Annotated in this window: 19 protein-coding genes; all 19 read right to left on the reverse strand. The window is 68.0% G+C overall.

Annotated features, from left to right (window positions below):
* Positions 1 to 9 precede the first annotated feature (9 nt).
* Positions 10 to 795 (reverse strand): alpha/beta fold hydrolase, encoded by a 786-nt coding sequence (locus AC069I_RS03275; protein WP_478229527.1) that lies wholly within the window; start codon positions 793 to 795, stop codon positions 10 to 12.
* A gap of 97 nt (positions 796 to 892) precedes the next feature.
* The gene (gene nuoN / locus AC069I_RS03280; RefSeq protein WP_478229526.1) at positions 893 to 2,458 is read right to left on the reverse strand and encodes an NADH-quinone oxidoreductase subunit NuoN; all 1,566 of its coding nucleotides are present in this window, start codon (positions 2,456 to 2,458) and stop codon (positions 893 to 895) included.
* 119 nt (positions 2,459 to 2,577) lie between these two features.
* Positions 2,578 to 4,149 (reverse strand): NADH-quinone oxidoreductase subunit M, encoded by a 1,572-nt coding sequence (locus AC069I_RS03285; protein WP_478229525.1) that lies wholly within the window; start codon positions 4,147 to 4,149, stop codon positions 2,578 to 2,580.
* On the reverse strand, positions 4,149 to 6,047 hold the full coding sequence (gene nuoL, locus AC069I_RS03290) for an NADH-quinone oxidoreductase subunit L (RefSeq protein ID WP_478264765.1): 1,899 nt from the start codon (positions 6,045 to 6,047) through the stop codon (positions 4,149 to 4,151). The genes AC069I_RS03285 and nuoL overlap by 1 nt, the downstream gene beginning before the upstream one ends.
* A gap of 12 nt (positions 6,048 to 6,059) precedes the next feature.
* Entirely contained in the window at positions 6,060 to 6,359 is a 300-nt protein-coding gene (gene nuoK, locus AC069I_RS03295) for an NADH-quinone oxidoreductase subunit NuoK (protein WP_005151882.1), read from the reverse strand.
* A complete protein-coding gene (locus AC069I_RS03300) occupies positions 6,356 to 7,201 on the reverse strand; it encodes an NADH-quinone oxidoreductase subunit J (protein WP_478229523.1) in 846 nt (281 codons plus the stop codon). Before AC069I_RS03300 ends, nuoK begins: the two co-directional genes overlap by 4 nt.
* Entirely contained in the window at positions 7,198 to 7,737 is a 540-nt protein-coding gene (gene nuoI / locus AC069I_RS03305) for an NADH-quinone oxidoreductase subunit NuoI (protein ID WP_125678873.1), read from the reverse strand. The genes AC069I_RS03300 and nuoI overlap by 4 nt, the downstream gene beginning before the upstream one ends.
* A complete protein-coding gene (gene nuoH, locus AC069I_RS03310) occupies positions 7,724 to 9,061 on the reverse strand; it encodes an NADH-quinone oxidoreductase subunit NuoH (protein ID WP_478229522.1) in 1,338 nt (445 codons plus the stop codon). The genes nuoI and nuoH overlap by 14 nt, the downstream gene beginning before the upstream one ends.
* Entirely contained in the window at positions 9,058 to 11,544 is a 2,487-nt protein-coding gene (locus tag AC069I_RS03315; RefSeq protein ID WP_478264766.1) for an NADH-quinone oxidoreductase subunit G, read from the reverse strand. Before AC069I_RS03315 ends, nuoH begins: the two co-directional genes overlap by 4 nt.
* Positions 11,541 to 12,821 (reverse strand): NADH-quinone oxidoreductase subunit NuoF, encoded by a 1,281-nt coding sequence (gene nuoF, locus AC069I_RS03320; RefSeq protein ID WP_478264767.1) that lies wholly within the window; start codon positions 12,819 to 12,821, stop codon positions 11,541 to 11,543. Before nuoF ends, AC069I_RS03315 begins: the two co-directional genes overlap by 4 nt.
* Complete coding sequence (gene nuoE / locus AC069I_RS03325) at positions 12,821 to 13,693, reverse strand: NADH-quinone oxidoreductase subunit NuoE (protein WP_478229520.1); 873 nt, start codon at positions 13,691 to 13,693, stop codon at positions 12,821 to 12,823. Before nuoE ends, nuoF begins: the two co-directional genes overlap by 1 nt.
* On the reverse strand, positions 13,690 to 15,021 hold the full coding sequence (locus AC069I_RS03330; RefSeq protein WP_378434359.1) for an NADH-quinone oxidoreductase subunit D: 1,332 nt from the start codon (positions 15,019 to 15,021) through the stop codon (positions 13,690 to 13,692). Before AC069I_RS03330 ends, nuoE begins: the two co-directional genes overlap by 4 nt.
* Positions 15,018 to 15,782, reverse strand: coding sequence for an NADH-quinone oxidoreductase subunit C (locus AC069I_RS03335; RefSeq protein ID WP_478229519.1), 765 nt, complete (start codon positions 15,780 to 15,782; stop codon positions 15,018 to 15,020). The genes AC069I_RS03330 and AC069I_RS03335 overlap by 4 nt, the downstream gene beginning before the upstream one ends.
* A 5-nt stretch (positions 15,783 to 15,787) precedes the next feature.
* Positions 15,788 to 16,336: a NuoB/complex I 20 kDa subunit family protein gene (locus tag AC069I_RS03340; RefSeq protein ID WP_005151847.1), complete on the reverse strand. Its 549-nt coding sequence runs from the start codon at positions 16,334 to 16,336 to the stop codon at positions 15,788 to 15,790.
* Positions 16,337 to 16,342: 6 nt separating this feature from the next.
* Positions 16,343 to 16,750: an NADH-quinone oxidoreductase subunit A gene (locus tag AC069I_RS03345; RefSeq protein WP_340688815.1), complete on the reverse strand. Its 408-nt coding sequence runs from the start codon at positions 16,748 to 16,750 to the stop codon at positions 16,343 to 16,345.
* 583 nt (positions 16,751 to 17,333) lie between these two features.
* Positions 17,334 to 18,620, reverse strand: a complete 1,287-nt coding sequence (locus AC069I_RS03350) for a geranylgeranyl reductase family protein (protein WP_340684868.1) — start codon at positions 18,618 to 18,620, stop codon at positions 17,334 to 17,336.
* Entirely contained in the window at positions 18,617 to 19,321 is a 705-nt protein-coding gene (locus AC069I_RS03355; RefSeq protein ID WP_478229518.1) for a demethylmenaquinone methyltransferase, read from the reverse strand. The genes AC069I_RS03350 and AC069I_RS03355 overlap by 4 nt, the downstream gene beginning before the upstream one ends.
* 68 nt (positions 19,322 to 19,389) lie before the next feature.
* A complete protein-coding gene (locus AC069I_RS03360; protein ID WP_340684870.1) occupies positions 19,390 to 20,160 on the reverse strand; it encodes an AfsR/SARP family transcriptional regulator in 771 nt (256 codons plus the stop codon).
* 124 nt (positions 20,161 to 20,284) lie between these two features.
* Positions 20,285 to 21,388, reverse strand: coding sequence for a glycosyltransferase (locus AC069I_RS03365; RefSeq protein WP_478264768.1), 1,104 nt, complete (start codon positions 21,386 to 21,388; stop codon positions 20,285 to 20,287).
* Positions 21,389 to 21,437: the final 49 nt, after the last annotated feature.

Below are 21,437 nucleotides of genomic sequence, written 5' to 3' on the forward strand. Positions count from 1 at the left end.
TCGGGCAAGTCATTCCCCGAGCCGGGCGACCTCGTGCACGGCCGCGGAAATGGCACGGAAGTCCTTGCGCAGCAAGGCTCCATGGTTGCTCTCGACCTTCGCGCTCACCTTGATGTTCGGATTGCGCGCGGTCACACCGTCGAGACTCGTCCGGATCTTTTCCTGCTCGTCTTCCTTGCTGCCGAACGAGGTTCCCGACGCGACCACGTATCGCGTCGGGACGGTGATGCCATCGAGCACCGGGCCCAGCTCGGCCTCCCGCGAGAGCTTGCCTAGTTCGATGTTGCTCTCCGCCTGCTCGGCGGCGGACATCCGCGGGGTCAGCCCGGTCGGGCGCAGCAGCGGCATGACCAAATTGAGGCGCTTGAACAGCTTCCGGATCCGCTGTTCCATGGCGTCGTCCATCCAGTCGTACGGGAACGCGCCGTCGACCAGGACCGCGCCGATGGTCCGTTCCGGGTTCCTGGCCGCCCAGTGCGCCGCGACGACCGCGCCGTAGGACCAGCCCACCACGACGGCCCGCTTCACTTCCCGGGCTTCGAGGACCGCGTCGACATCGCGAACGGCCGCCTCGAAGGAGTAGTCGGACGATCGCTTCGACTTGCCGCGGGCACGTTCGTCGTAGGTGATGTGGCGGAGGTCCGAGCCCAGGTCGGCGAGGATCCGCCGCCAGTAGCCCTGGGTCGCGAACTGGCCGTTGAGGTAGACGATCGGGATGCCGGGGCCACCGGAGTCGGTGACGGCCAGCGCGGTGTCTTCGACGGGGAGCATCCCGGTCCAGGTAGAGGAAGTCATGAGGGAACTATCAAGGTGCGGCCTGACACCGCTCTGACGTCGCCCTGACACGAAAAAGCCCCCTCACGTCAGCGAGGGGGCCTTCCGCGAAACCGGACTACTTGAGGGCGAAACCGCCGGAGCCCGCCCAGTCGAGGGCGAACGCCGGGAGCAGGCCCAGCACCAGCGTGACGATGACGCCGAGCGTGATCGCCGTGGTGGTGAACGCGCCGGGCACGGTGACGGTCGGGCCGTCGGGGGCGGGCTCGGAGAAGTACATCAGCACGATCACGCGCAGGTAGAAGAACGCGGCAACGGCGCTGAAGATCAGAGCGACGACGACCAGCGGCGCCATACCGTCGGACAGGGCCGCCGAGAACACCACGAACTTGCCGACGAAACCACTGGTCAGCGGGATACCGGCCAGTGCGAGCAGCAGGAAGGTGAACACGCCGGCCAGTACCGGAGACCGTTTCGCCAGCCCGGCCCAGGCGGACAGGTGCGTCGCCTCGCCGTTCGAGTCCCGCACCAGCGAGACGACACCGAACGCGGCGAGCGTGGTGAAGCCGTAGGCCAGCAGGTAGAACAGCGTGCTCGACAAGCCTTCCTCGGTCATCGCGATCGCACCCACGAGCAGGAACCCGGCGTGCGCGATGGACGAGTAGGCGATCATGCGCTTCACGTCGGTCTGCGTCAGGCCCAGCACCGCGCCGATCAGCATCGAGATGATCGCGACGCCCCAGAGCACGCCGCGCCATTCCCAGCTCGTCGACTCGAACGCCACCTGGAACACCCGCAGGATCCCGCCGAACGCGGCGACCTTGGTGCAGGCGCCCATGAACGCGGTGACCGGGGTCGGCGCGCCCTGGTAGACGTCCGGGGTCCAGGTGTGGAACGGACCGACCGAACCCTTGAACAGCAGGCCGACCGCGAGCAACCCGAGCCCGGCGAACAGCAGCGTGTCCGAGCGGTCCGAACCGGCGGCGGCGTTGGCGATGTCCGACAGCTTCACGGAGTTCGCGTAGCCGTAGAGCAGCGCGAGACCGTAGAGGAAGAACGCCGACGAGAAGGCGCCGAGCAGGAAGTACTTGACCGCGGACTCCTGCGAGAGCAGGCGACGACGGCGGGCGAGACCGCACATCAGGTACAGCGGCAGGCTCAGCACCTCGAGCGCGATGAACATGGTGAGCAGGTCGTTGGCCGCGACGAACGCCATCATGCCGCCGAGCGCGAACAGCGTCAGCGGGAAGACCTCGGTCTGCATCCCGGTGGTGCCGACCTGCGCGCGGTCCTGGACCGTGCCGGGGCGGATACCGGCCTGCGCGACGAAGGCGCCGCCCGGCTCGACCGAGCGGTCCGCGATCAGCAGCAGCGCGCCCAGCGCGAGCGCCAGCAGCGTGCCCCACAGGAATAGCGACGGCCGATCGACGGCGATGGCGCCGCTGAAGGTCGTGATGCCGCCCTTCGGCGCGGAAGTGCTGGCGTACCAGGCGAGGAAGACGCCCGCCGCCCCGATCCCGACCAGGGACAGGAAGACCTGCGACGGCCACCGCATGTGCTTGGGCAGGAAGGCTTCGAACAGCACGCTGACACACGCGGCCCCGAGGATGATCAGGATCGGCGTGACGGCGAAGTAGTCGATCGACGGCACCGTCAGCGGTGGCGCCTGGGTCAAGAAGTGCACGGTTTACCTGCCTCCCTGCACGGTGTCTTCCAGGAGGGCGCATCCGCGTTCACGTAGACAGACCTTCGGCCTGCCTCCATGAACGCGGGCCCTTCGGGCGAAAGCGCCCTCGGACTTGGTCATTTCGCGCCTCCAACATTCACGCTCTGCGCATCCAGCGACGACATGGTCTGCTGCACCGACGGGGTGATCGTGTCGAGCACCGGCTTGGGGTAGAACCCGAGCGCGATGATCAGCACGACCATCGGCGCCAGGATCGCGATCTCCTTGCCGCCGAGGTCCTTGATGGCTTTGGTCGCCCCGAGTTCGGGGGCGATCGCCGTACCCGGTCCACCGCCCGCCGCCATCAGGGCGTCACCGCGGACGGGGCCCTGCATGACGCGCTGGTAGAGCCAGAGCACGTACGCCGCGGCCAGCACCATGCCGACCGTCGCGATGATCGTGTACACCGGGTAGTCCACAAAGGACCCCAGCAGCACCAGGAACTCACTGATGAAGGAGTTCGTGCCGGGCAGGGACAAGGTGGACAGACCGGCGATGAGCAGCATCCCGCCGAGTAGCGGGGTCACCTTCGCCATGCCGCCGTAGTCGGAGATCCGCGTGGACCCGCCGCGCATCACGATCAGGCCGACGACCACGATCAGCATGCCGGTGGCGAGGCTGTGGTTCAGCATGTACGACACCGAGCCGACCATCGCCTGCTCGTTGAAGGTGAAGATGCCCAGCGCGATGAACCCGAAGTGGGCGATCGACACGTAGGCGATGAAGCGCTTCATGTCGCGCTGCCCGGCCGCGAGGATCGATCCGTAAAGGACACCCGCGACGGCGAGAACCAGCACCCATGGCGCGAGTTCCTTGCTGGCCTCCGGGAACATCGGGAGGCAGTAGCGCAGGAACCCGAACGTGCCGACCTTGTCCAGCACACCGACCAGCAGGACCGCGACGCCGATGGGCGCCTGGCCCGCGGCGTCCGGCAGCCAGGTGTGGAACGGCACCAAAGGGGCCTTGATCGCGAACGCGAGGAAGAACCCGATGAACAGCCAGATCTGGGTACCCAGCGGGGCGTCACGGACGACCGTGACGAGAGTTTCCCAGTCGAAGGTGCCCTTGCCGAGCTCGTCCGACGCCAGCGAGTACGCCCCGATCGCCGAGGCCAGCATGATCAGGCCGCCGAGGAACGAGTACAGGAAGAACTTGACCGCCGCGTACTGCCGGTTCGCGCCACCGTAGCCGCCGATCAGGAAGTACATCGGGATCAGCATGATCTCGAACAGCACGTAGAACAGGAAGACGTCGGTCGCGGCGAACACCGCGATGGTCAGCGCCTCCTGCACCAGGATCAGTGACAGGAACCCGCCCGCCGAGCGCCCGGCCGGGAGCTTGTCGGTGAGGCCCAGCGCGCCGACCACGATCGGCACCAGCAGGCCGATGACCGCGATCATCACCAGCGCGATGCCGTCGATGCCGAACGAGATGTGGATGCCGAAGTTCGGGATCCAGTCCATCGAGGACTTCTGCTGGATCCGGTCCCCGGCCGGCGAATAGCTCGCCCACATCGGGATCACCAGCAGGAACGTCAGGAGCGACACCACGAGCGCGGTGAGCGTCGCCAGCCTGTCGTTTTTCTTCATCCCGGCGACGACCGCCGCACCGAGCAGCGGCAGCAGGATGGATGCGAGAACCCAGGTCATCAGGAGAACCTCACCAGCAGGAGTGCCGCCAGAAGCAGGAATGTGCCGCCCAGCATGGACAGTGCGTACGAGCGGACGAAGCCGGTCTGAAGGCGGCGCAGGCGCCCGGATCCGCCACCGAGCGCGGCGGCGAGGCCGTTGACCGCGCCGTCGACCCCGCGGTTGTCCACGTAGACCAGCGCGCGGGCGAGCCAGGTGCCCGGGCGGGCGACCAGCGTCTCGTTCAGGGTGTTGCCGTACAGGTCGTTGCGCGCGGCCTTGACCACGGCCGAGACCCGCTCGGGGCGTTCCACCGGAACGTCCTTGCGGCCGACGAAGAACCACGCCGCCGCCGCGCCCAGCACGGACAGCGCCACGGTGAGGATCGGGACCAGCGCGTGCGGGATGACACTGTGGCCACCCTCTTCGAGCGGGCCGACCACCGGCGAAAGCCATTCGGCGAACCGGTCGCCGAGCGCGAAGAACGCACCGGCGCCGATCGAGCCGATCGCCAGGATGATCATCGGCCACTTCATGATCGCGGGAGACTCGTGCGGGTGGAAGTCGCGCCCGTCGCTGGACTTGATCTCCTTCCAGCGTTCCTTGCCGAAGAAGGTCATCACCATCAGGCGCGTCATGTAGAACGCGGTGAGCCCGGCGCCGAGCAGTGCCGCGCCACCCATCACCCAGCCGCGCCAGCCGCCCTGGCTCAGCGCCGCTTCGATGATCGCGTCCTTGGTGAAGAAGCCCGAGAGCGGCGGGATGCCGATCAGCGCCAGGTAGCCGAGGGCGAAGGTCCAGAAGGTGACCGGCAGGTGCTTGCGCAGCCCGCCGAACTTCCGCATGTCGACCTCGTCGTTCATGGCGTGCATGACCGAACCGGCCCCGAGGAACAGCCCGGCCTTGAAGAAACCGTGCGCGACCAGGTGCATGATGCCGAGCGCGTAGGCGATCGGCCCGAGGCCGACGGCGAGCATCATGTACCCGATCTGGCTGACCGTGGAGTACGCCAGGACCTTCTTGATGTCGTCGTAGGCGCAACCGATGATGCACCCGATCAGGAGCGTGACCGTACCGACGAGCGTGACGATCAGGCGGCCGTCCGGGGTGGCGTTGAAGATCTCGTGCGCGCGGGCGACCAGGTAGACGCCGGCGGTGACCATCGTCGCCGCGTGGATGAGGGCCGAGACCGGGGTCGGGCCCTCCATCGCGTCCGGAAGCCAGGCCTGCAGCGGGAACTGACCGGATTTACCGCAGGCGCCCAGCAGCAGCAGGATCGCGATCGCGGTGACCGCGCCGGTCGGGATCTGGCCGACGGCGCCGAAGACCTCGGCGTAACCGGTGCTCCCGACGTACTTGAACATCAGGAAGATCGCCAGCGCGAGCCCGACGTCACCGACGCGGTTCATCAGGAACGCCTTCTTCGCCGCGGTGGCAGCGGACGGACGGTCCTGGTACCAGCCGATGAGGAGGTACGAAGCGAGACCCACGCCTTCCCAGCCGAGGTACAGCGTCACGAAGCTGTTGCCCAGCACCAGGATCAGCATCGAGGCGACGAACAGGTTGAGGTACGCGAAGAACCTCGACCGGTCACGGTCCTCGGCCATGTAGCCGATCGAGTAGAAGTGGATCAGCATGCCGACGCCGGTGATCAGCAGCACGAACGTCAGCGAAAGCGCGTCGATCCGGAGCCCGAAGTCGACCTGCAGCGCCGAAACCGGGATCCACGAGAACAGTTTGACGTCCGCGGTGGCCTTCGTGTCGGCCGTGAAGAACAGGATCAGGCCGTACACAAAGGACAGTGAGACGGTCGCGCTGCCGAGGAGGTGTCCCCAGCCCCTGGCCCGCTTACCCGCCAGCAAAAGAATAAGGGCGCCGAGAGCCGGGAAGGCCACCAGCAGCCACGATGATGCGGTCACTCTCGGTGCTCCCTAGTACTTCAGCAGGTTGGTGTCGTCGACCGAGGCCGAACGCCGGGTGCGGAAGATCGCCATGATGATCGCGAGCCCCACCACGACCTCCGCGGCGGCCACGACCATCACGAAGAACGCCATCACCTGGCCGTCCAGCGACCCGTTGATCCGGGCGAACGTGACCAGGGACAGGTTCGCCGCGTTCAGCATCAGCTCGATGCACATGAACACGACGATCGCGTTGCGGCGCACCAGCACCCCGACCGCGCCGATGGCGAACAGCAGCGCGGACAGGAGCAGGTAGTACGTCGGGGTCATTCCTTCTCCCCTTCAGGCTTGCCGACCAGAGCGTGGGCGTCGGGGCCGTCTTCCGTCCCGGCGACCTGCTTACGCTCGTTTTCCAGCTGTGCGGCCGAAGTCGACTCGATGATCTCCGAGAGCGACTCCCTGGCGATCGAGCCGTCGGGCAGCAGCGCCGGGGTGGCGACCGAGTTGGCCGTGGCGAAGACACCCGGTCCGGGCAGCGGCGAAGGCCGGTCGTGCTTGCCGGTGAACCGGTCGACGACGAGTTCCTTCTGGTTCTTCTTGCCGCCCTTGGCGTGCCGGTCGGTGAACGCGAGCACCATCGCGCCGAGCGCGGCGGTGATCAGCAGCGCCGAGGTGAGCTCGAACGGGAACAGGTACTTGGTGAAGATCAGCCGTCCCAGCCCGCCGGGCCCGCCGCCGTCGACGTTCGCCGGGTCGACCGGCAGGGCCGGGGTCACGTTGGCCATCGCGCGGGCGAGACCCGCGGCGAGCAGCCCGCCGACACCGATGCCGAGCAGGGTCGCCATGACCCGCTGTCCGCGCAGTACTTCGACGACCGAGTCGGAACTCTCCCGGCCGACCAGCATCAGCACGAACAGGAACAGCATCATGATCGCGCCGGTGTAGACGATGATCTGCGTGAAGCCGAGGAACGGCGCCTGCTGGATCATGTACAGCGCGCCGAGGCACAGCATCGTGAGCACCAGCCACAGCGCCGAGTGCACGGCGTTGCGGGAGAAGATCATGCCGAGCCCGCCGAGCAGCGCGAGCGGGCCGAGCACCCAGAACGCGATGGTCTCGCCGGTGGTGATCCCGGCCGAAACGTCCGTCTGCGCGAGGAAAGCCGTGATCACTGGACCGGCTCCTTCGGCTCAGCGGGCTTCCGTGCGAGTTCCGGGCCGTTGACGTAGTAGTCCTGCTCGTTGTCGCCCAGCCGCATCGGGTGCGGCGGCTGCTCCATGCCGGGCAGGAGCGGCGCGAGGAGGTCTTCCTTGGTGTAGATCAACCGCTGCCGGTCGTCGTCGGCCAGCTCATAGAAGTTGATCATCGTCAGGGACCGGGTCGGGCAGGCCTCGACGCACAACCCGCAGCCGATGCAGCGCAGGTAGTTGATCTGGTAGTCGGCGCCGTACCGCTCACCGGGCGAGTACCGCGCCTCTTCGGTGTTGTCGCCGCCTTCGACGAAGATCGCGTCCGCCGGGCAGGCCCACGCGCACAGCTCGCAGCCGACGCATTTCTCCAGCCCGTCCGGATGCCGGTTGAGCTGGTGCCTGCCGTGGTAACGCGGAGCCGCGGGGGCGCCCGCCTCCGGGTACTCCTCGGTGGCGACCTTCTTGAACATCATGCCGAAGGTGACACCGAAACCCTTGATGGGATCAAACATCCCCATCGCCGGCCTCCCTTCCACTGGAAACCGCCGCGGGCTTGCGCTTGGCAGCCCGGGCTTCGGCCTTCGCGAGGGCCTTCTGACGCGGGGTCTTCTCCGGGACCTGCAGGTCCAGCGGCGGCACGGGGAATCCGCCGCCGGTCACCGGGACGTAGTCGTCGTCCGGGACCTTCTTGTCCGGGATCAGGAAGCTCAGGATGACGACGAAGAGGATGAGCGCGCCGCCACCGAAGAGGATCTGCGGGGTGGACAGGCCACCCGAGTTCTTGATCGCGCGGACCGTGACGATCACGACGATCCAGACCAGGTTGACCGGCACCAGGACCTTCCAGCCCAGGCGCATGAACTGGTCGTACCGCAGCCGCGGCAGCGTGCCGCGCAGCCAGATGAAGCCGAACAGCAGGATGAACAGCTTGGCGGTGAACCAGATCAGCGGGAGCCAGCCCTGGTTCAGCGCGTGGTCCGCGCCGACGAACGGGAACTTCCAGCCACCGAGGAACAACGTGGTCGCGAACGCCGAAACGATCACCATGTTGACGTACTCGGCGAGGAAGAACATCGCGAACTTCATCGAGCTGTACTCGGTGTGGAAACCGCCGACCAGCTCGGATTCGGCCTCGGGGAGGTCGAACGGCGCGCGGTTGGTCTCGCCGACCATGGAGATCAGGTAGATCACGAAGCTCGGCAGCAGCAGGTAGAAGTACCAGCCGGTCTGCTGCGACTCGACGATCGCCGACGTCGACATCGAACCCGCGTAGAGGATGACGCCCACGATGGACAGACCCATCGCGATCTCGTAGGAGATCACCTGAGCCGCGCTTCGCAGTCCACCGAGCAGCGGATACGGCGAGCCGGACGACCAACCGGCCAGCACCAGGCCGTACACGCCGATCGAGGAGCAGGCGAGGATCACCAGCACGCCGACCGGCAGATCGACCAGCTGGAGCGTGGTCCGCTCACCGAAGATCGAGACCACCGGGCCGAACGGGATCGCGGCCAGCGCGATCAACGCCGGCACCGCGGAGATCACCGGCGCGAGGAAGTACACCTTGCGGTCGGCGGTGTCCGGGATGATCTGTTCCTTGAACGGCAGCTTGATCGCGTCCGCGAGGGACTGCAGGTAGCCGCCGGGGCCGACCCGGTTGGGGCCGGGACGGTTCTGCATCCGGCCGACCGCTTTCCGCTCCCAGACGATCAGGAAGATCGTCAGGATCGGGCCGATCAGCAGGATGACGACCGTCTTGATCAGGATCAGCCACAACGGGTCGTCGGCCAGCAGCGCCGCCCGCTCGGCGGCGTCCGGCATCTGGCTGAGCAACGGAGTCACTTCTCACCTCCGGTGAGGTTGACGGCCGAACCGTGCCCCGCGCCGAGAGAGGCGCGGACGGCCGAGCCGTCGGAGTTGCCCGGGAGCCACACGACGCCGTCCGGCAGGTCCGCGACCTCGATCGGCAACGTGATGGAACCGCGTTCGGTGGAGACCTTCACGGTCTTGCCCAAGCCTTCGGCGGTCTTCGCCGAGAGCTTGGCGACGACCTCGCGCTGCGTGCCCTTGAGATGCGGCTCGCCGTCCTGCAGCGAACCGTTGTCGATCAGCTGCCTCCAGGTGGCGAGGAGAGCCTGACCGTTCCCTGTCTCCGGACGTGCGATGAAAGCGTCCTTCATTGCGAAATCTGCAATGAAAGCGTCCTTCATCTCACGGGCGGGCAGCTTCGCCAGATCGGCGGCCGAAGCGGCCGGGGTCTGTGTGAAGATGTCCGCGTCCATCTCGACGGCGAGGGTGTCGAGCACCCGGCAGTCCGGCAGGGCGCCGGTGCCTTCGAGGGTGACGGCGAACTCGCGGCGGCGGCCTTCCCAGTTCAGGTAGCTGCCCGCCTTCTCGACCGCCGGGGCGATCGGGAGGACGACGTCCGCGTGCTCGGTGACCCCGCTGTGCCGCAGTTCCAGGCTCACCACGAACTTCGCGTTCTCGAGCGCGCGGCGGGCCAGATCCGGGTCCGGCAGGTCGTCCGGGTCGACGCCGCCGACCAGCAGGCCGTCGATGTCCTGACCCGAAGCGGCCTTGAGGATGGCGGTGGTGTCGCGGCCCTCCGTGGCGGGAAGTGTGACGCCCCAAGCCTTTTCGACCTCGGCGCGAGCCTCGGCGTCGGTGACCGAGCGACCACCGGGCAGCAACGTCGGCGCCGCGCCCGCCGCCAGGGCACCGCGTTCACCCGCGCGACGCGGGATCCACGCGAGCCGGGCGCCGGTGCGCTCCACCAGCCGGTGCAGGGCCGAGAACAGGCCAGGGACCTCGGCGGCACGCTCGCCGACGAGGATCACGGCCCCTTCCGAGGCCAGTGCCTGGTCGACGTCCTGCGCGTGCTGCGCGATGCCGTCGATCGCGGCGGCTTCGGAACCCGGCGCGCAGGCCAGCAGTTCGCCGAAGGTCTTGCGGACCGACGAGGTGGTCCACTGTCCCAAGTGGACGACGCGGGTGCGGTTCTTGCGGGCCGCCTTGCGCAGCCGCAGGAACACGATCGGCGCCTCGTCCTCCGGCTCGAACGCGACGCACAGCACCGTGCGCGCCCGCTCGATCTCGCGGAAGGTGACGCCGCTTTCCGGTGTCGTCCCGACCACGTGCGACGCGAGGAAGCCCAGCTCCTCGGCCGAGTGCGGGCGGGCGCGGAAGTCGATGTCGTTGGTGCCCAAGGCGATCCGCGCGAACTTCGAGTACGCGTACGCGTCCTCGACGGTCAGGCGGCCACCGGTCAGCACCGCGGCGCCCTTGCCGTCGCGTGCCTTGGCCAGCCCTTCGGCGGCCGCGCGCAGCGCGTCGGTCCAGGAAGCCTCTTCCAGCACGCCGTCGGCGTTGCGGATGAGCGGGCGGCGGATGCGGTCGTCCGCGGTCGAGTAACGGAACGCGAACCGGCCCTTGTCGCAGAGCCACTCTTCATTGACCTCGGGGTCGTCGCCCGCGAGCTTCCGCATGACCTTGCCGCGGCGGAAGTCGGTCCGCTCGGCGCAGCCGGACGAGCAGTGCTCGCACACGCTCGGCGAGGACACCAGGTCGAACGGCCGCGAACGGAACCGGTACGCGGCCGAGGTCAGCGCGCCGACCGGGCAGATCTGGATGACGTTGCCGGAGAAGTACGACTGGAACGGCTGCCCCGACGTGGTCCGGGAAGCCAGGTCCAGCACGTCCGCGGTCTCGGCGGTGCCGATCTGCTGGTGGGCACCGCGTTCGAGCAGCTCGATGAACGGGTCGCCGGCGATCTCGCGGGAGAACCGGGTGCAGCGCTGGCAGAGCACGCACCGCTCGCGGTCCAGCAGGACCTGCGAGGAGATCGGCAGCGGCTTCGGGAACGTCCGCTTCGTGTCGACGAAACGGGAGTCCGCGCGGCCGTGCGCGAGCGCCTGGTTCTGCAGCGGGCACTCGCCGCCCTTGTCGCAGATCGGGCAGTCCAGCGGGTGGTTGATGAGCAGCAGCTCCATCACACCCTGCTGGGCCTTGTCCGCGACGGCCGAGGTCAGCTGGGTCTTCACGACCATGCCGTCGGCGACCGTCATGGTGCACGAGGCCTGCGGCTTCGGCATCGGACGGCCGCCCATTTCGACCTCGACCAGGCACTGGCGGCAGGCACCCGCCGGGTCGAGCAGCGGGTGGTCGCAGAAGCGCGGGATGACCGTGCCGAGCCGTTCGGCGGTGCGGATCAGCAGCTCACCCTTGGGCGCGATGACCTCTTCACCGTCGATGACCAGCTTGACGTGGCCTTCGGGGACCGGGGTGTCCTCTGTGGACGTCCCGGGCTTGTCGGGTGCGATCGTCATGCCTGCGCCCCCACCAATTCGCGCTTGTTTGCCTGACACAACGCGAGGAACTCCTCGCGGAAGTACTTGATGCCGCTCTGGATCGGCGAGACCGCGCCGTCGCCGAGGGCGCAGAACGAGCGGCCGAGGATGTTGTCGCAGACGTCGAGCAGAGTGTCGATGTCCTCCTCGGTGCCCTTGCCCTCGACCATGCGCTCCAGGATCTGCGCCAGCCAGTACGTGCCCTCGCGGCACGGCGTGCACTTGCCGCAGGACTCGTGTTCGTAGAACTGCGTCCACTTCATCACGGCCCACGGCACGGAAACGGTCTCGTTGAAGACCTGCACGGCCGTCGTGCCCAGCATCGACCCGGCTTCCGCCGCGCCTTCGAAGTCCAGGGGAACATCGAGGTGCTCGGCGGTGAACATCGGCGTGGACGAACCACCCGGCGTCCAGAACTTCAGCGGGATGCCGTCCTTCATGCCGCCCGCCATGTCGAGCAGCTCGCGCAGCGTGGTGCCGAGCGGGCATTCGTACTGGCCGGGCTTCTCGACGTGGCCGGAGATCGAATAGATCTTCGGACCGGGCGACTTCTCGCGACCCATCTCGCGGAACCAGCTCGAGCCACCGTTGACGATGTACGGCGCGCTGGCGATGGTCTCGACGTTGTTGACCGTCGTCGGCGCGGCGTAGAGACCCGCGGCGGCCGGGAACGGCGGCTTGAGCCGCGGCTGGCCGCGACGGCCTTCCAGCGAGTCCAGCAGCGCCGTCTCCTCGCCGCAGATGTACGCCCCGGCCCCCGCGTGCACGGTGATGTCGAGGTCGAATCCGGAGTCGAGGATGTTCTTGCCGAGGTAGCCCGCTTCGTACGCCTCGCGCACGGCCGCGTTGAGACGGCGGATGCAGTGCAGCGCCTCGCCGCGGACGTAGATGAAGCAGTGGTGCGAGCGCATCGCGTACGAGGCGATGATGCAGCCCTCGATCAGCGAGTGCGGGTCCGCCATCATCAGCGGGATGTCCTTGCAGGTGCCCGGCTCGCCCTCGTCGGCGTTGATGACGAGGTAGTGCGGCTTGTCCTCGTTCGGCGGCATGAAGGACCACTTGATGCCGGCCGGGAAGCCCGCGCCGCCACGGCCGCGGAGGCCGGAGTCCTTGACCAGCTGGACGATCTGCTCGGGAGTGGCCTTGAGCGTCTTGCGGATCGCGGTGTAGCCCTCGAGGGCTTCGTAGGACTGGATCGTCCAGGAGTTGGGCGAAAGCCAGCGCTTCGTGAGGACCGGGGTGATGGGATCGGCCATTACTTCTTCTCCACTTCGGGGAGCGGAACGTCCTTCATGGCGGGAGCGGTCCAGCCGCGGTCCTGCGCGACCTGCGCTCCCCGCAGGGTTTCGACGGCCTGCGAAGGACCGTCGACGTCCGTGCGGTACTGCTGCGCGTCCTCCGGGAAGAACCCGGCGAGCTGCAGTTCGGCGCCCTTGAAGTTCGTCAGCGGCGCGCCGCGCGTCGGGGCCGGCTTCTTGCCCGCCTGCAACGCGTCGACCAGCGCGACGGCCTTTTCCTCGGTCTGGTTGTCGAAGTACTCGTAGTTGACCTGGATGACCGGGGCGAGGTCACAGGCCGCGAGACATTCGGCGTGCTCCAGCGTGATCGAGCCGGGCTCGTTCGGCGTACCCGCGGTCTCGTTGTGCCCCAACGGCTTCTCTTCGGAACCGAGATGCGTCTGGAGCTTCTTGTAGATCGCGTCGCCGCCCATGGCCGCGCAGAGGGTGTTGGTGCAGACGCTCACCAGGTGCTCGCCGCACGGGCGGCGCTTGTACATGGTGTAGAACGTCGCGACCGCGCTGACCTCGGCGTCGGACAGGTCCAGGTTCCGCGCGCAGAAGGCGATGCCCTCCTGGCTCACGTAACCCTGCACCGACTGCACCAGGTGCAGCATCGGCAGCAGCGCCGACCTCGACTGCGGATACCGCGAGATCAGGTTCTGGGCCTTGGCGTAGGTGTCGGCGTCGAAGATGTCTTCGAGCTTCGCGTTCTCCAGGATCCCCTCCGCCTCGGCGGGATCCGGCGCGATCGCGATCACGTCGACGTCACCACCGGCGGCGATATGGGTCTGCTCGGCCAGGCTGGTGCCGGGCTCGGGCGTCGGTGTCGTTCCGGGCTGGGTGCTCAACGGTCCACTCCCCCCATGACGGGGTCGATCGAGGCGATGGCAGCGATCACGTCCGCCACCAGGCCGCCTTCGGCCATCGCGGGCATCGACTGCAGGTTCACGAAACTCGGTTCGCGCACGTGGACCCGCAGCGGCCTGGTGCCGCCGTCGGAGACCAGGTGCACGCCGAGTTCGCCGCGCGGCGACTCCACCGAGGTGTAGGTCTGACCCGGCGGGACCTTGAAGCCCTCGGTGACCAGCTTGAAGTGATGGATGAGCGATTCCATCGACTGGCCCATGATCTTGCGGACGTGCTCGAGCGAGTTGCCCATGCCGTCGCTGCCGATCGAGAGCTGCGCCGGCCAGGCGACCTTCTTGTCCTCGACCATGACCGGGCCCGGTTCGAGCTTCTTCAGGCACTGCTTGATGATCCGCAGGCTCTGGTGCATCTCCTCGACGCGCAGCAGGTAGCGCGCCCAGCAGTCCGCCTCGGTCGAGGTCGGGATGTCGAACTCGAACTCGTCGTAGCGGGAGTACGGCTCGGTCTTGCGCATGTCCCACGGGAGACCGGCGCTGCGCAGCACCGGGCCGGTGACACCGAGCGCGAGGCACGCGTCGACCGGCAGGTACCCGACACCCTTGAGCCGGTTGCGCCAGATCGGCTGACCGGTGAAGAGCTTGTCGTACAAGGGAAGCCGCTCGTCCATCGTCTTGACGAACGCGCTGACGACCTCTTGGTAGTCGTCCGGCATGTCCTGCGCGAGACCGCCGGGGCGGATGAACGCGTGGTTCATCCGGAGACCGGTGAGGTGCTCCAGCAGGTGCAAGACCTCTTCGCGCTCACGGAAGCCGAGCGTCATCGCCGTGGTGGCACCGAGTTCCATCCCGCCGGTGGCGATGTAGACCAGGTGCGAACCGATGCGGTTGATCTCCAGCAGCATCACGCGCAGCAGCTCGGCGCGGCGCGGGGCCTGGATGCCGAGCAGCTTCTCGACACCGAGGCAGTACGCCATCTCGGTCGAGAGCGGGGCGAGGTAGTCCATGCGCGTCACGAAGGTGACGCCCTGGGTCCACGTGCGGTATTCGCAGTTCTTCTCGATCCCGGTGTGCAGGTAGCCGATGACCGAGCGGAGCTGCGTGACGGTCTCGCCCTCCATCTCCAGCACGAGCCGGAGCACGCCGTGCGTCGACGGGTGCTGCGGGCCCATGTTGATGACCATGCGCTCGTCGTGGCGGGAGTCCTCGATGAGGTCTTCCCAGTCACCGCCGGAAACGGTGTAGACGCGGCCTTCGGTCGTGTCGCGGGAGTCGGCTTCGGGAACTTCGGTTGCTTCGTCGTGAATGCTCACGAGTACGACCTCCGCTGGTCCGGCGGCGGGATCTCCGCGCCCTTGTATTCGACCGGGATCCCGCCGAGCGGGTAGTCCTTGCGCTGGGGGTGGCCGTCCCAGTCGTCCGGCATGAGGATGCGGGTCAGCGCCGGGTGGCCGTCGTAGACGATGCCGAACATGTCCCAGGCCTCCCGCTCCTGCCAGTCGGCCGTCGGGTAGACCCCGACCAGCGACGGGACGTGCGGGTCTTCGATGTCGAGGGTGACTTCGAGCCGGATGCGGCGGCGGTAGGTCATCGACGTGAAGTGGTAGACCGAGTGCAGCCGCTGCGGGACGTCGACGCCGTAGTCGACGCCGGACACCGAGCTGAGCAGTTCGAAGCGGAGACCGGCGTCGTCGCGCAGGACCTTGGCGATCTCGACGAGGTGCTCGCGGGAGACGTAGAAGGTGATCTCGCCGCGGTCGACCGTGGTCTGCTGGATCGCGTTCGCCGGGATCTTGTTGTCCGCCAAGGCCGCGTAGAACTCGTCGGCGAATTCGTCGAACCAGCCGCCGTACGGACGCTCCGCCGGGGGAGGGCTGTACGCGGGGAGGCGGACGCCGCCGTAACCGGAGGTGTCGCCGGTGCCGCGCACGCCGAACATGCCCTGGCGCTCTTTACCGGTGACGACCGGCTCGGCCGGGCGGACGCCCTGCGGCTCGAGGCCGCCTTCGGGCCGTTCGGCGCTGGACTGCTCGCCGCCCGTCTCGGGGACTTCGGGGGTGTTGTCTTCGGGCACGTCGCTCACTTCTTCGCGTACTTGATCGAGGAGGCGATCAGCTCGGTGCGCTCACCGCTGGCGGCGCGGATCGCGGCCCGGCGGGCGTTGATCGGCTCGTCCTGGATCTTGGCGTGCAGCTTCAAAATCGCGTCGAGCAGCATCTCGGGGCGCGGCGGGCAGCCGGGGAGGTACATGTCGACCGGGACGATGTGATCGACGCCCTGCACCACGGCGTAGTTGTTGAACATCCCGCCGGACGAGGCGCAGACGCCCATCGCCAGCACCCACTTGGGCTCGGCCATCTGGTCGTAGATCTGGCGGAGCACCGGCGCCATCTTCTGCGTGACGCGGCCGGCGACGATCATCAGATCCGCCTGGCGCGGCGTCGCGCTGAAGCGCTCCATGCCGAAGCGGGCGATGTCGTAGCGGGAACCGCCGACGGTCATCATCTCGATCGCGCAGCAGGCGAGACCGAAGGTGGCGGGCCACATCGAGTTCTTGCGCGCCCAGTTGACCAGGCCTTCGAGGCTGGCGAGCAGGATGCCGTTGGGGAGTTTTTCTTCGAGGCCCATGCTTCTCTAGTTCCAATCCAGGCCGCCGCGACGCCACACGTAGGCGTACGCGAAACCGACCGTCGCGATGAACAGCACGATCTCCACCAGGCCGAACATGCCCAGCGCGTCCGCGGAGACCGCGAACGGGTAGAGGAAGACCATCTCGATGTCGAACAGGATGAACAGCATCGCGGTGATGTAGTACGCGACCGGCATCCGGCCGCCGCCGACGACCGGCTGCGGCGACGGTTCGATACCGCATTCGTAGGCCGCGAGCTTCGCCTTGTTGGCCCGGCTCGGGCCGACGAGCGGGCCGAGCAGCACCGAAAGCACCGCGAACGCGAGAGCGAGGACGAACAAGAGGACCAGGGGGAGGTACATGTCCAGGTTCGGCACCGAGGGGGTGGTCGCCTGGGTCAGCACGGGCAACATCAGCACGGGGTTTTCGCCATCCTTTCCGCGCCGCTGCGGTTTTCGAGTCGGGGTTCACCGCTTCCCTCGGTCGGCACCCTAAGTCACTTGGGTCACACCGCCGAGGGTTAGGCAACCCTTACGGGCCGTGCATGACGGCCCCCTTGCTTGTGAAATAGTTCACAAGCCTCCCGTCGAGGATGTGAAGCGATTCACAAAGCATGAGGCGAGTGTAGGACGTGACTCACATTCTTGTCCCTAGGCCCCGTGCTATAAGGCTGCCCTAACTTGACCGCACGGCCAGTACGGTTACTTCCGGCGTGCGGTACCGATGACCTGCGACGTCGTTCCCAAGATCGGCTTCAGGGGTCCGTTTGACCACATTTGTCCTGTGACCGATACCACTGCCCGGAGTACCCGTGACTGGTCCAGACGTGTGGGACCAACGCAATTGGTCACCTACTTGCGGCCTCTCCCGAAGCGCATGGGTCCGGTTGGTCGTGAGTGGCGATTCGGGTTCTAACCCGAATCGCCACTCACGACCAACCCGACCCAGCACCCGCAGCAACCCAGCCGACGCCCGCCTTCAGGTACTCCGGATCCGTCAGCGCGGAGAGGGCGTCGCCCTCGCCAGAGCAGCGATGAGACGGTCGACGCCGTCCCCGCCCTTGGCGTCGTAGCAGCCCGAAAGTCCCTTGTACACCAACGGAAGGATCGAGTTGATCCGCAGCCCGTACTTCGTCGCGGCGTGCATGATCTTCGGCTTCCCGATCAGCTTCGCGAACACGTTGCCGAGCCGGTAGTAGCCGCCCATCAGCTCCGCGACGGCGCGCGGGTAGCCCTCCAGCGCCCGCTCGCGGGACGGACCCTCGCGGCGCGCCAGCGCCTGCACGACGAACTCCGACGCCAGCTGCGCGGACTCCATCGCCGCCGAGATGCCCTCGCCGTTGAACGGGCTGACCATGCCGCCGGCGTCGCCGAGCAGCAGCAGGCCGTCGCGGTAGTGCGGGGTGCGGTTGAAGCCCATCGGGAGACCGGCGCCGCCGACCTTGCCGATGGCGTTCTCCTCGCGGTAGCCCCATTCCTCGGGCGTCCCGTCGAGCCACTGGCGCAGCAGCGCGCGGTAGTCGGTACTGCGGAACGCGGCCGACGTCGACAGCATGCCGAGGCCGACGTTGACCGTGCCGTCGCCCAGCGGGAACGCCCAGCCGTAGCCGGGCAGCAGCTTGGGGTCGCGCGGGTCCGAGCGGTCCCACAGCTCCAGGTGGCCTTCGATGAACGGGTCATCGTGGCGCGGGCTCTTGTAGTACTGCCGCACCGCCACGCCCATCGGGCGCTTCTCGTTCTTCTGGATGCCGACGCTCAGCGCGAGCCGCGCCGAGACACCGTCGCAGGCCAGTACCAGCGGAGCGCGGTAGCTCACCGGTGTCTTCTCCGGGCCGACCTTCGCCTCGACGCCGATCACGCGGCCGGTCGGGCTGGTGATGGCACCGGTGACGGTGGTGCGCTCGTAGAGCCGCGCGCCCGCCTTGACCGCGGTCTTCGCGAGCAGGTCGTCGAAGTCCTGACGGGTCCGCGAAACGCCGTACGGCGGGTAGCTGGTCAGGTCCGGCCAGTCGAGCTCCAGCGTGAGCTCGCCGGTGAGGATCCGCAGGCCGCGGCTGTGCACCCAGCCGGCGTCCTCGCTCGTGTCGATCCCCAGGTCGATGAGCTGCTTGACGCCGCGCGGGGTCAGGCCGTCGCCGCACACCTTCTCGCGCGGGAACTCGGTCTTCTCCAGCAGCAGCACGTCGACGCCCGCGCGGGCGAGGTACGTGGCGGCGGTGGAGCCGGCCGGTCCGGCACCGACGACGATGACCTCGGCGTCGTGGTCAGGGTTGCGACGTGTCATGGCCGCGAGTTTACGGAGGGCTTTTTGGCGCGGTGGATGGCGACGACGCCGAACGTGAGGTTCAGCCACTCCACCTCGGTCCACCCGGCGCTCGCGATGATCTCCCCGAGCGTCCGCTGATCCGGCCACGCCAGCATGGATTCGGCCAGGTAGGAGTAGGCCTCGGGGTTCGACGAGGTCCTGGCGCCGACCCACGTCAGCAGCTTCGCGATGAACTTCCGGTGCAGGAACCGGATCGGCGGGAATGTGGGCGTCGACACCTCGCAGATCACCAGACGGCCGCCCGGTTTGACCACCCGCGCGATCTCGGTGAGCGCGGCCTTGGTGTCGACGAAGTTCCGCAGCGCGAGCGAGATGGTCACCGCGTCGAAGCTGTCGTCGGCGAACGGCAGCTTCATCGCGTCGGCGGCCACCATGGGGACGCCGCGGTGCTTGCCGGCCCTGAGCATGCCGACCGAGAAGTCCGCCGCGAGACACCAGGCGCCGTTGCGCGCGTACTCGACGGTGGACACGCCGGTGCCCGCCGCGAGGTCCAGCACCTTCTCGCCGCGTTTGGCGTCCAGCACCCGGCCGGTGATGGTGCGCCAGCGGCGGTCGAAGCCGAAGGTCATGAACGAATTCGCGCGGTCGTAGCCGTCCGCGACGTCGTCGAACATGGCGGCGACTTCGTGCGGATCCTTGTCAAGACTCGCTCGGGACATACCCGAACAGTAACCCCGAGCCCCTGAGACAGGTCACCCAAGCGGGAGCAAAGCGGCGCCCCGTAGGTTCACCTGGCCCGGTGAAGCAACGCCGGGGCACGGTGCGCACCGGCCCCCGCGACCTCGCCGGCGAGGATCCTCCGCTCCAGCAACCGCAGTTCCGGCCCGGGTTCGAGGCCGAGCTGATCGACCGAGACCCGGCGCGCACGCCGGTACGCCGCCAGCGCGTCGGACGTGCGCCCGGCTCGCCAAAGAGCGTCCATCAGGAGGTACTGGGCACGCTGCCGCAACGGGTTCCGCCGCACCAGATCCGCCAGCTCGACGGCCGCGCTCGCGTGCCGCCCGAGGTCCAGTTCGGCCTGGTAGAGCTCTTCGAGCAGGACCAAGCGGTGCTCCGAAAGCCGCATCGTCTCGTCCGAAAGCAGCGGGACGTCGAGGCCTTCGTAAGGCGCGCCATGCCAGTGCGTGAGGGCCTGCCGGATCAGCGAGGCGCGCTGCGCGGGGTCGGCGGACTTGAGCGCTTGACCCGCCAGCGTCTCGAAGGTCTCGACGTCGAGTTCGCCGGGGTGGACCTCCAGCCGGTAGCCGCCGTTGTCGAAGCCGAGCCGGTCGCCTTCGGGCAGGGCCTGCCGCAGCTTGTGGACGTGCCAGTGCAGCTTCGGCACCGCCCGCGGCTCCCACTTGCTCTCCCACAGGGCCTCGGTGAGCACGTTCACCGGCACGAAGGTGTTCGCGCGGACCAGCAGCACGCCGAGGAGCGTTCTCCTCATCCGGCCGTGCAGCGGGACCGACCGCGATCCGGAAGAGATGCTGAACGTGCCCAGTACTTCGAACCTCACGTGCCGTCCTCTCGCTCGATGGCGTGAGGGGACGATGAATGCCGGTTGTACAAAAGAGATACAAAGACCAAGTCTGGGAGCGAAGCTCCTCAGTTGAGGGTGGTGGCGGGGGCACGGATGGAGATCACTTGAGTGCGGAGAGCATTCCCCGCACCGATCTCGGCCAGGCGAATTCCTCCGCGCGAGCCCGGGCCGCCGCGCGCCTCGCGTCCTCGGGACGCTCCAGCAGACCGGTGACCGCACCGGCGAAAGCGGGGGCGCGATCGTCGACCGCCTCGCCGCAGCCGGGCCGCACGATCTCCCGCAGCGCCGACGACGCCGAGACCACCACCGGCGTCCCCGAAGCGAGCGCCTCCAGCGCGGCCAGCCCGAACGTCTCGTGTGGACCGGGCGCGAGGGAAACGTCGGCGCTGGCGAGCAGCCGCGCGACGTCGCCGCGTCCGATCAGGAAACCGAGGAAGGTCACCGGCAGCCCGCGCGCCCGCCGCTCCAGCGCACGCCGCCGAGGGCCGTCACCGGCGATCACCAGCCGAACGCGGTGCCCCGCCTCGGTCAGCTCGGCGACGGTGTCCACGCTGCGCTCGACGTGCTTCTCCGGCGACAGGCGTCCACAGTGGACGAGCAGGGCGTCGGCGTTCCCGGTCAGCGTGTGCCGCCAGTCGTCGTCGCGCCGGGCCGGGGTGAACGTCGTGAGGTCGACGCCGAGCGGAACCCGGCGCACGTTCGGCGCGGCGATCCGGTCGAACTCCGCGCGGGCGAACGCCGTCGTGCAGACGACCGTGTCGTAGCGCCGCGCCATCCTCCGGTTCGCGACGTCCGCGACGCGCCGCGCGACGGGTTCCGGCATCAGGAACTGCTCCAGCAGCCTGTCCAGCCGCTCGTGCGAGATCACCATGCTGGGCACGCCGTTGCGCCGCGCCCACACGCCCATGCCGCGCAGGGTGAGCCTGTCGGACACTTCCAGCCTGTCCGGTTCCAGGTGTTTCAGCACCGCGCGCACCCGGTGCGGATCGACCGCGCGATAGCCGCCGGTGCCCGGGATCTGCGGTGCGGGAAGGGAAAACCGGCGGACTCCCGAGGGCAGTGTCTCGTCCGCGTAGCGCCGCCCCGGCACCACGAGAGTCACTTGATGACCGCTCGCCACGTAACCGGCACCGAGGTGATGCAGCGCCGTCCGCAGCCCGCCCGAGCGTGGCCCGTAGAAGTTGGCCAGCTGGACTATGTGCATTTCGAGTCCGCCTTGTGCCCGGTTCCTTTCCGGCCGATGCATTCCAGTC

The organism is Amycolatopsis sp. NPDC043885 (genome assembly GCF_056435685.1).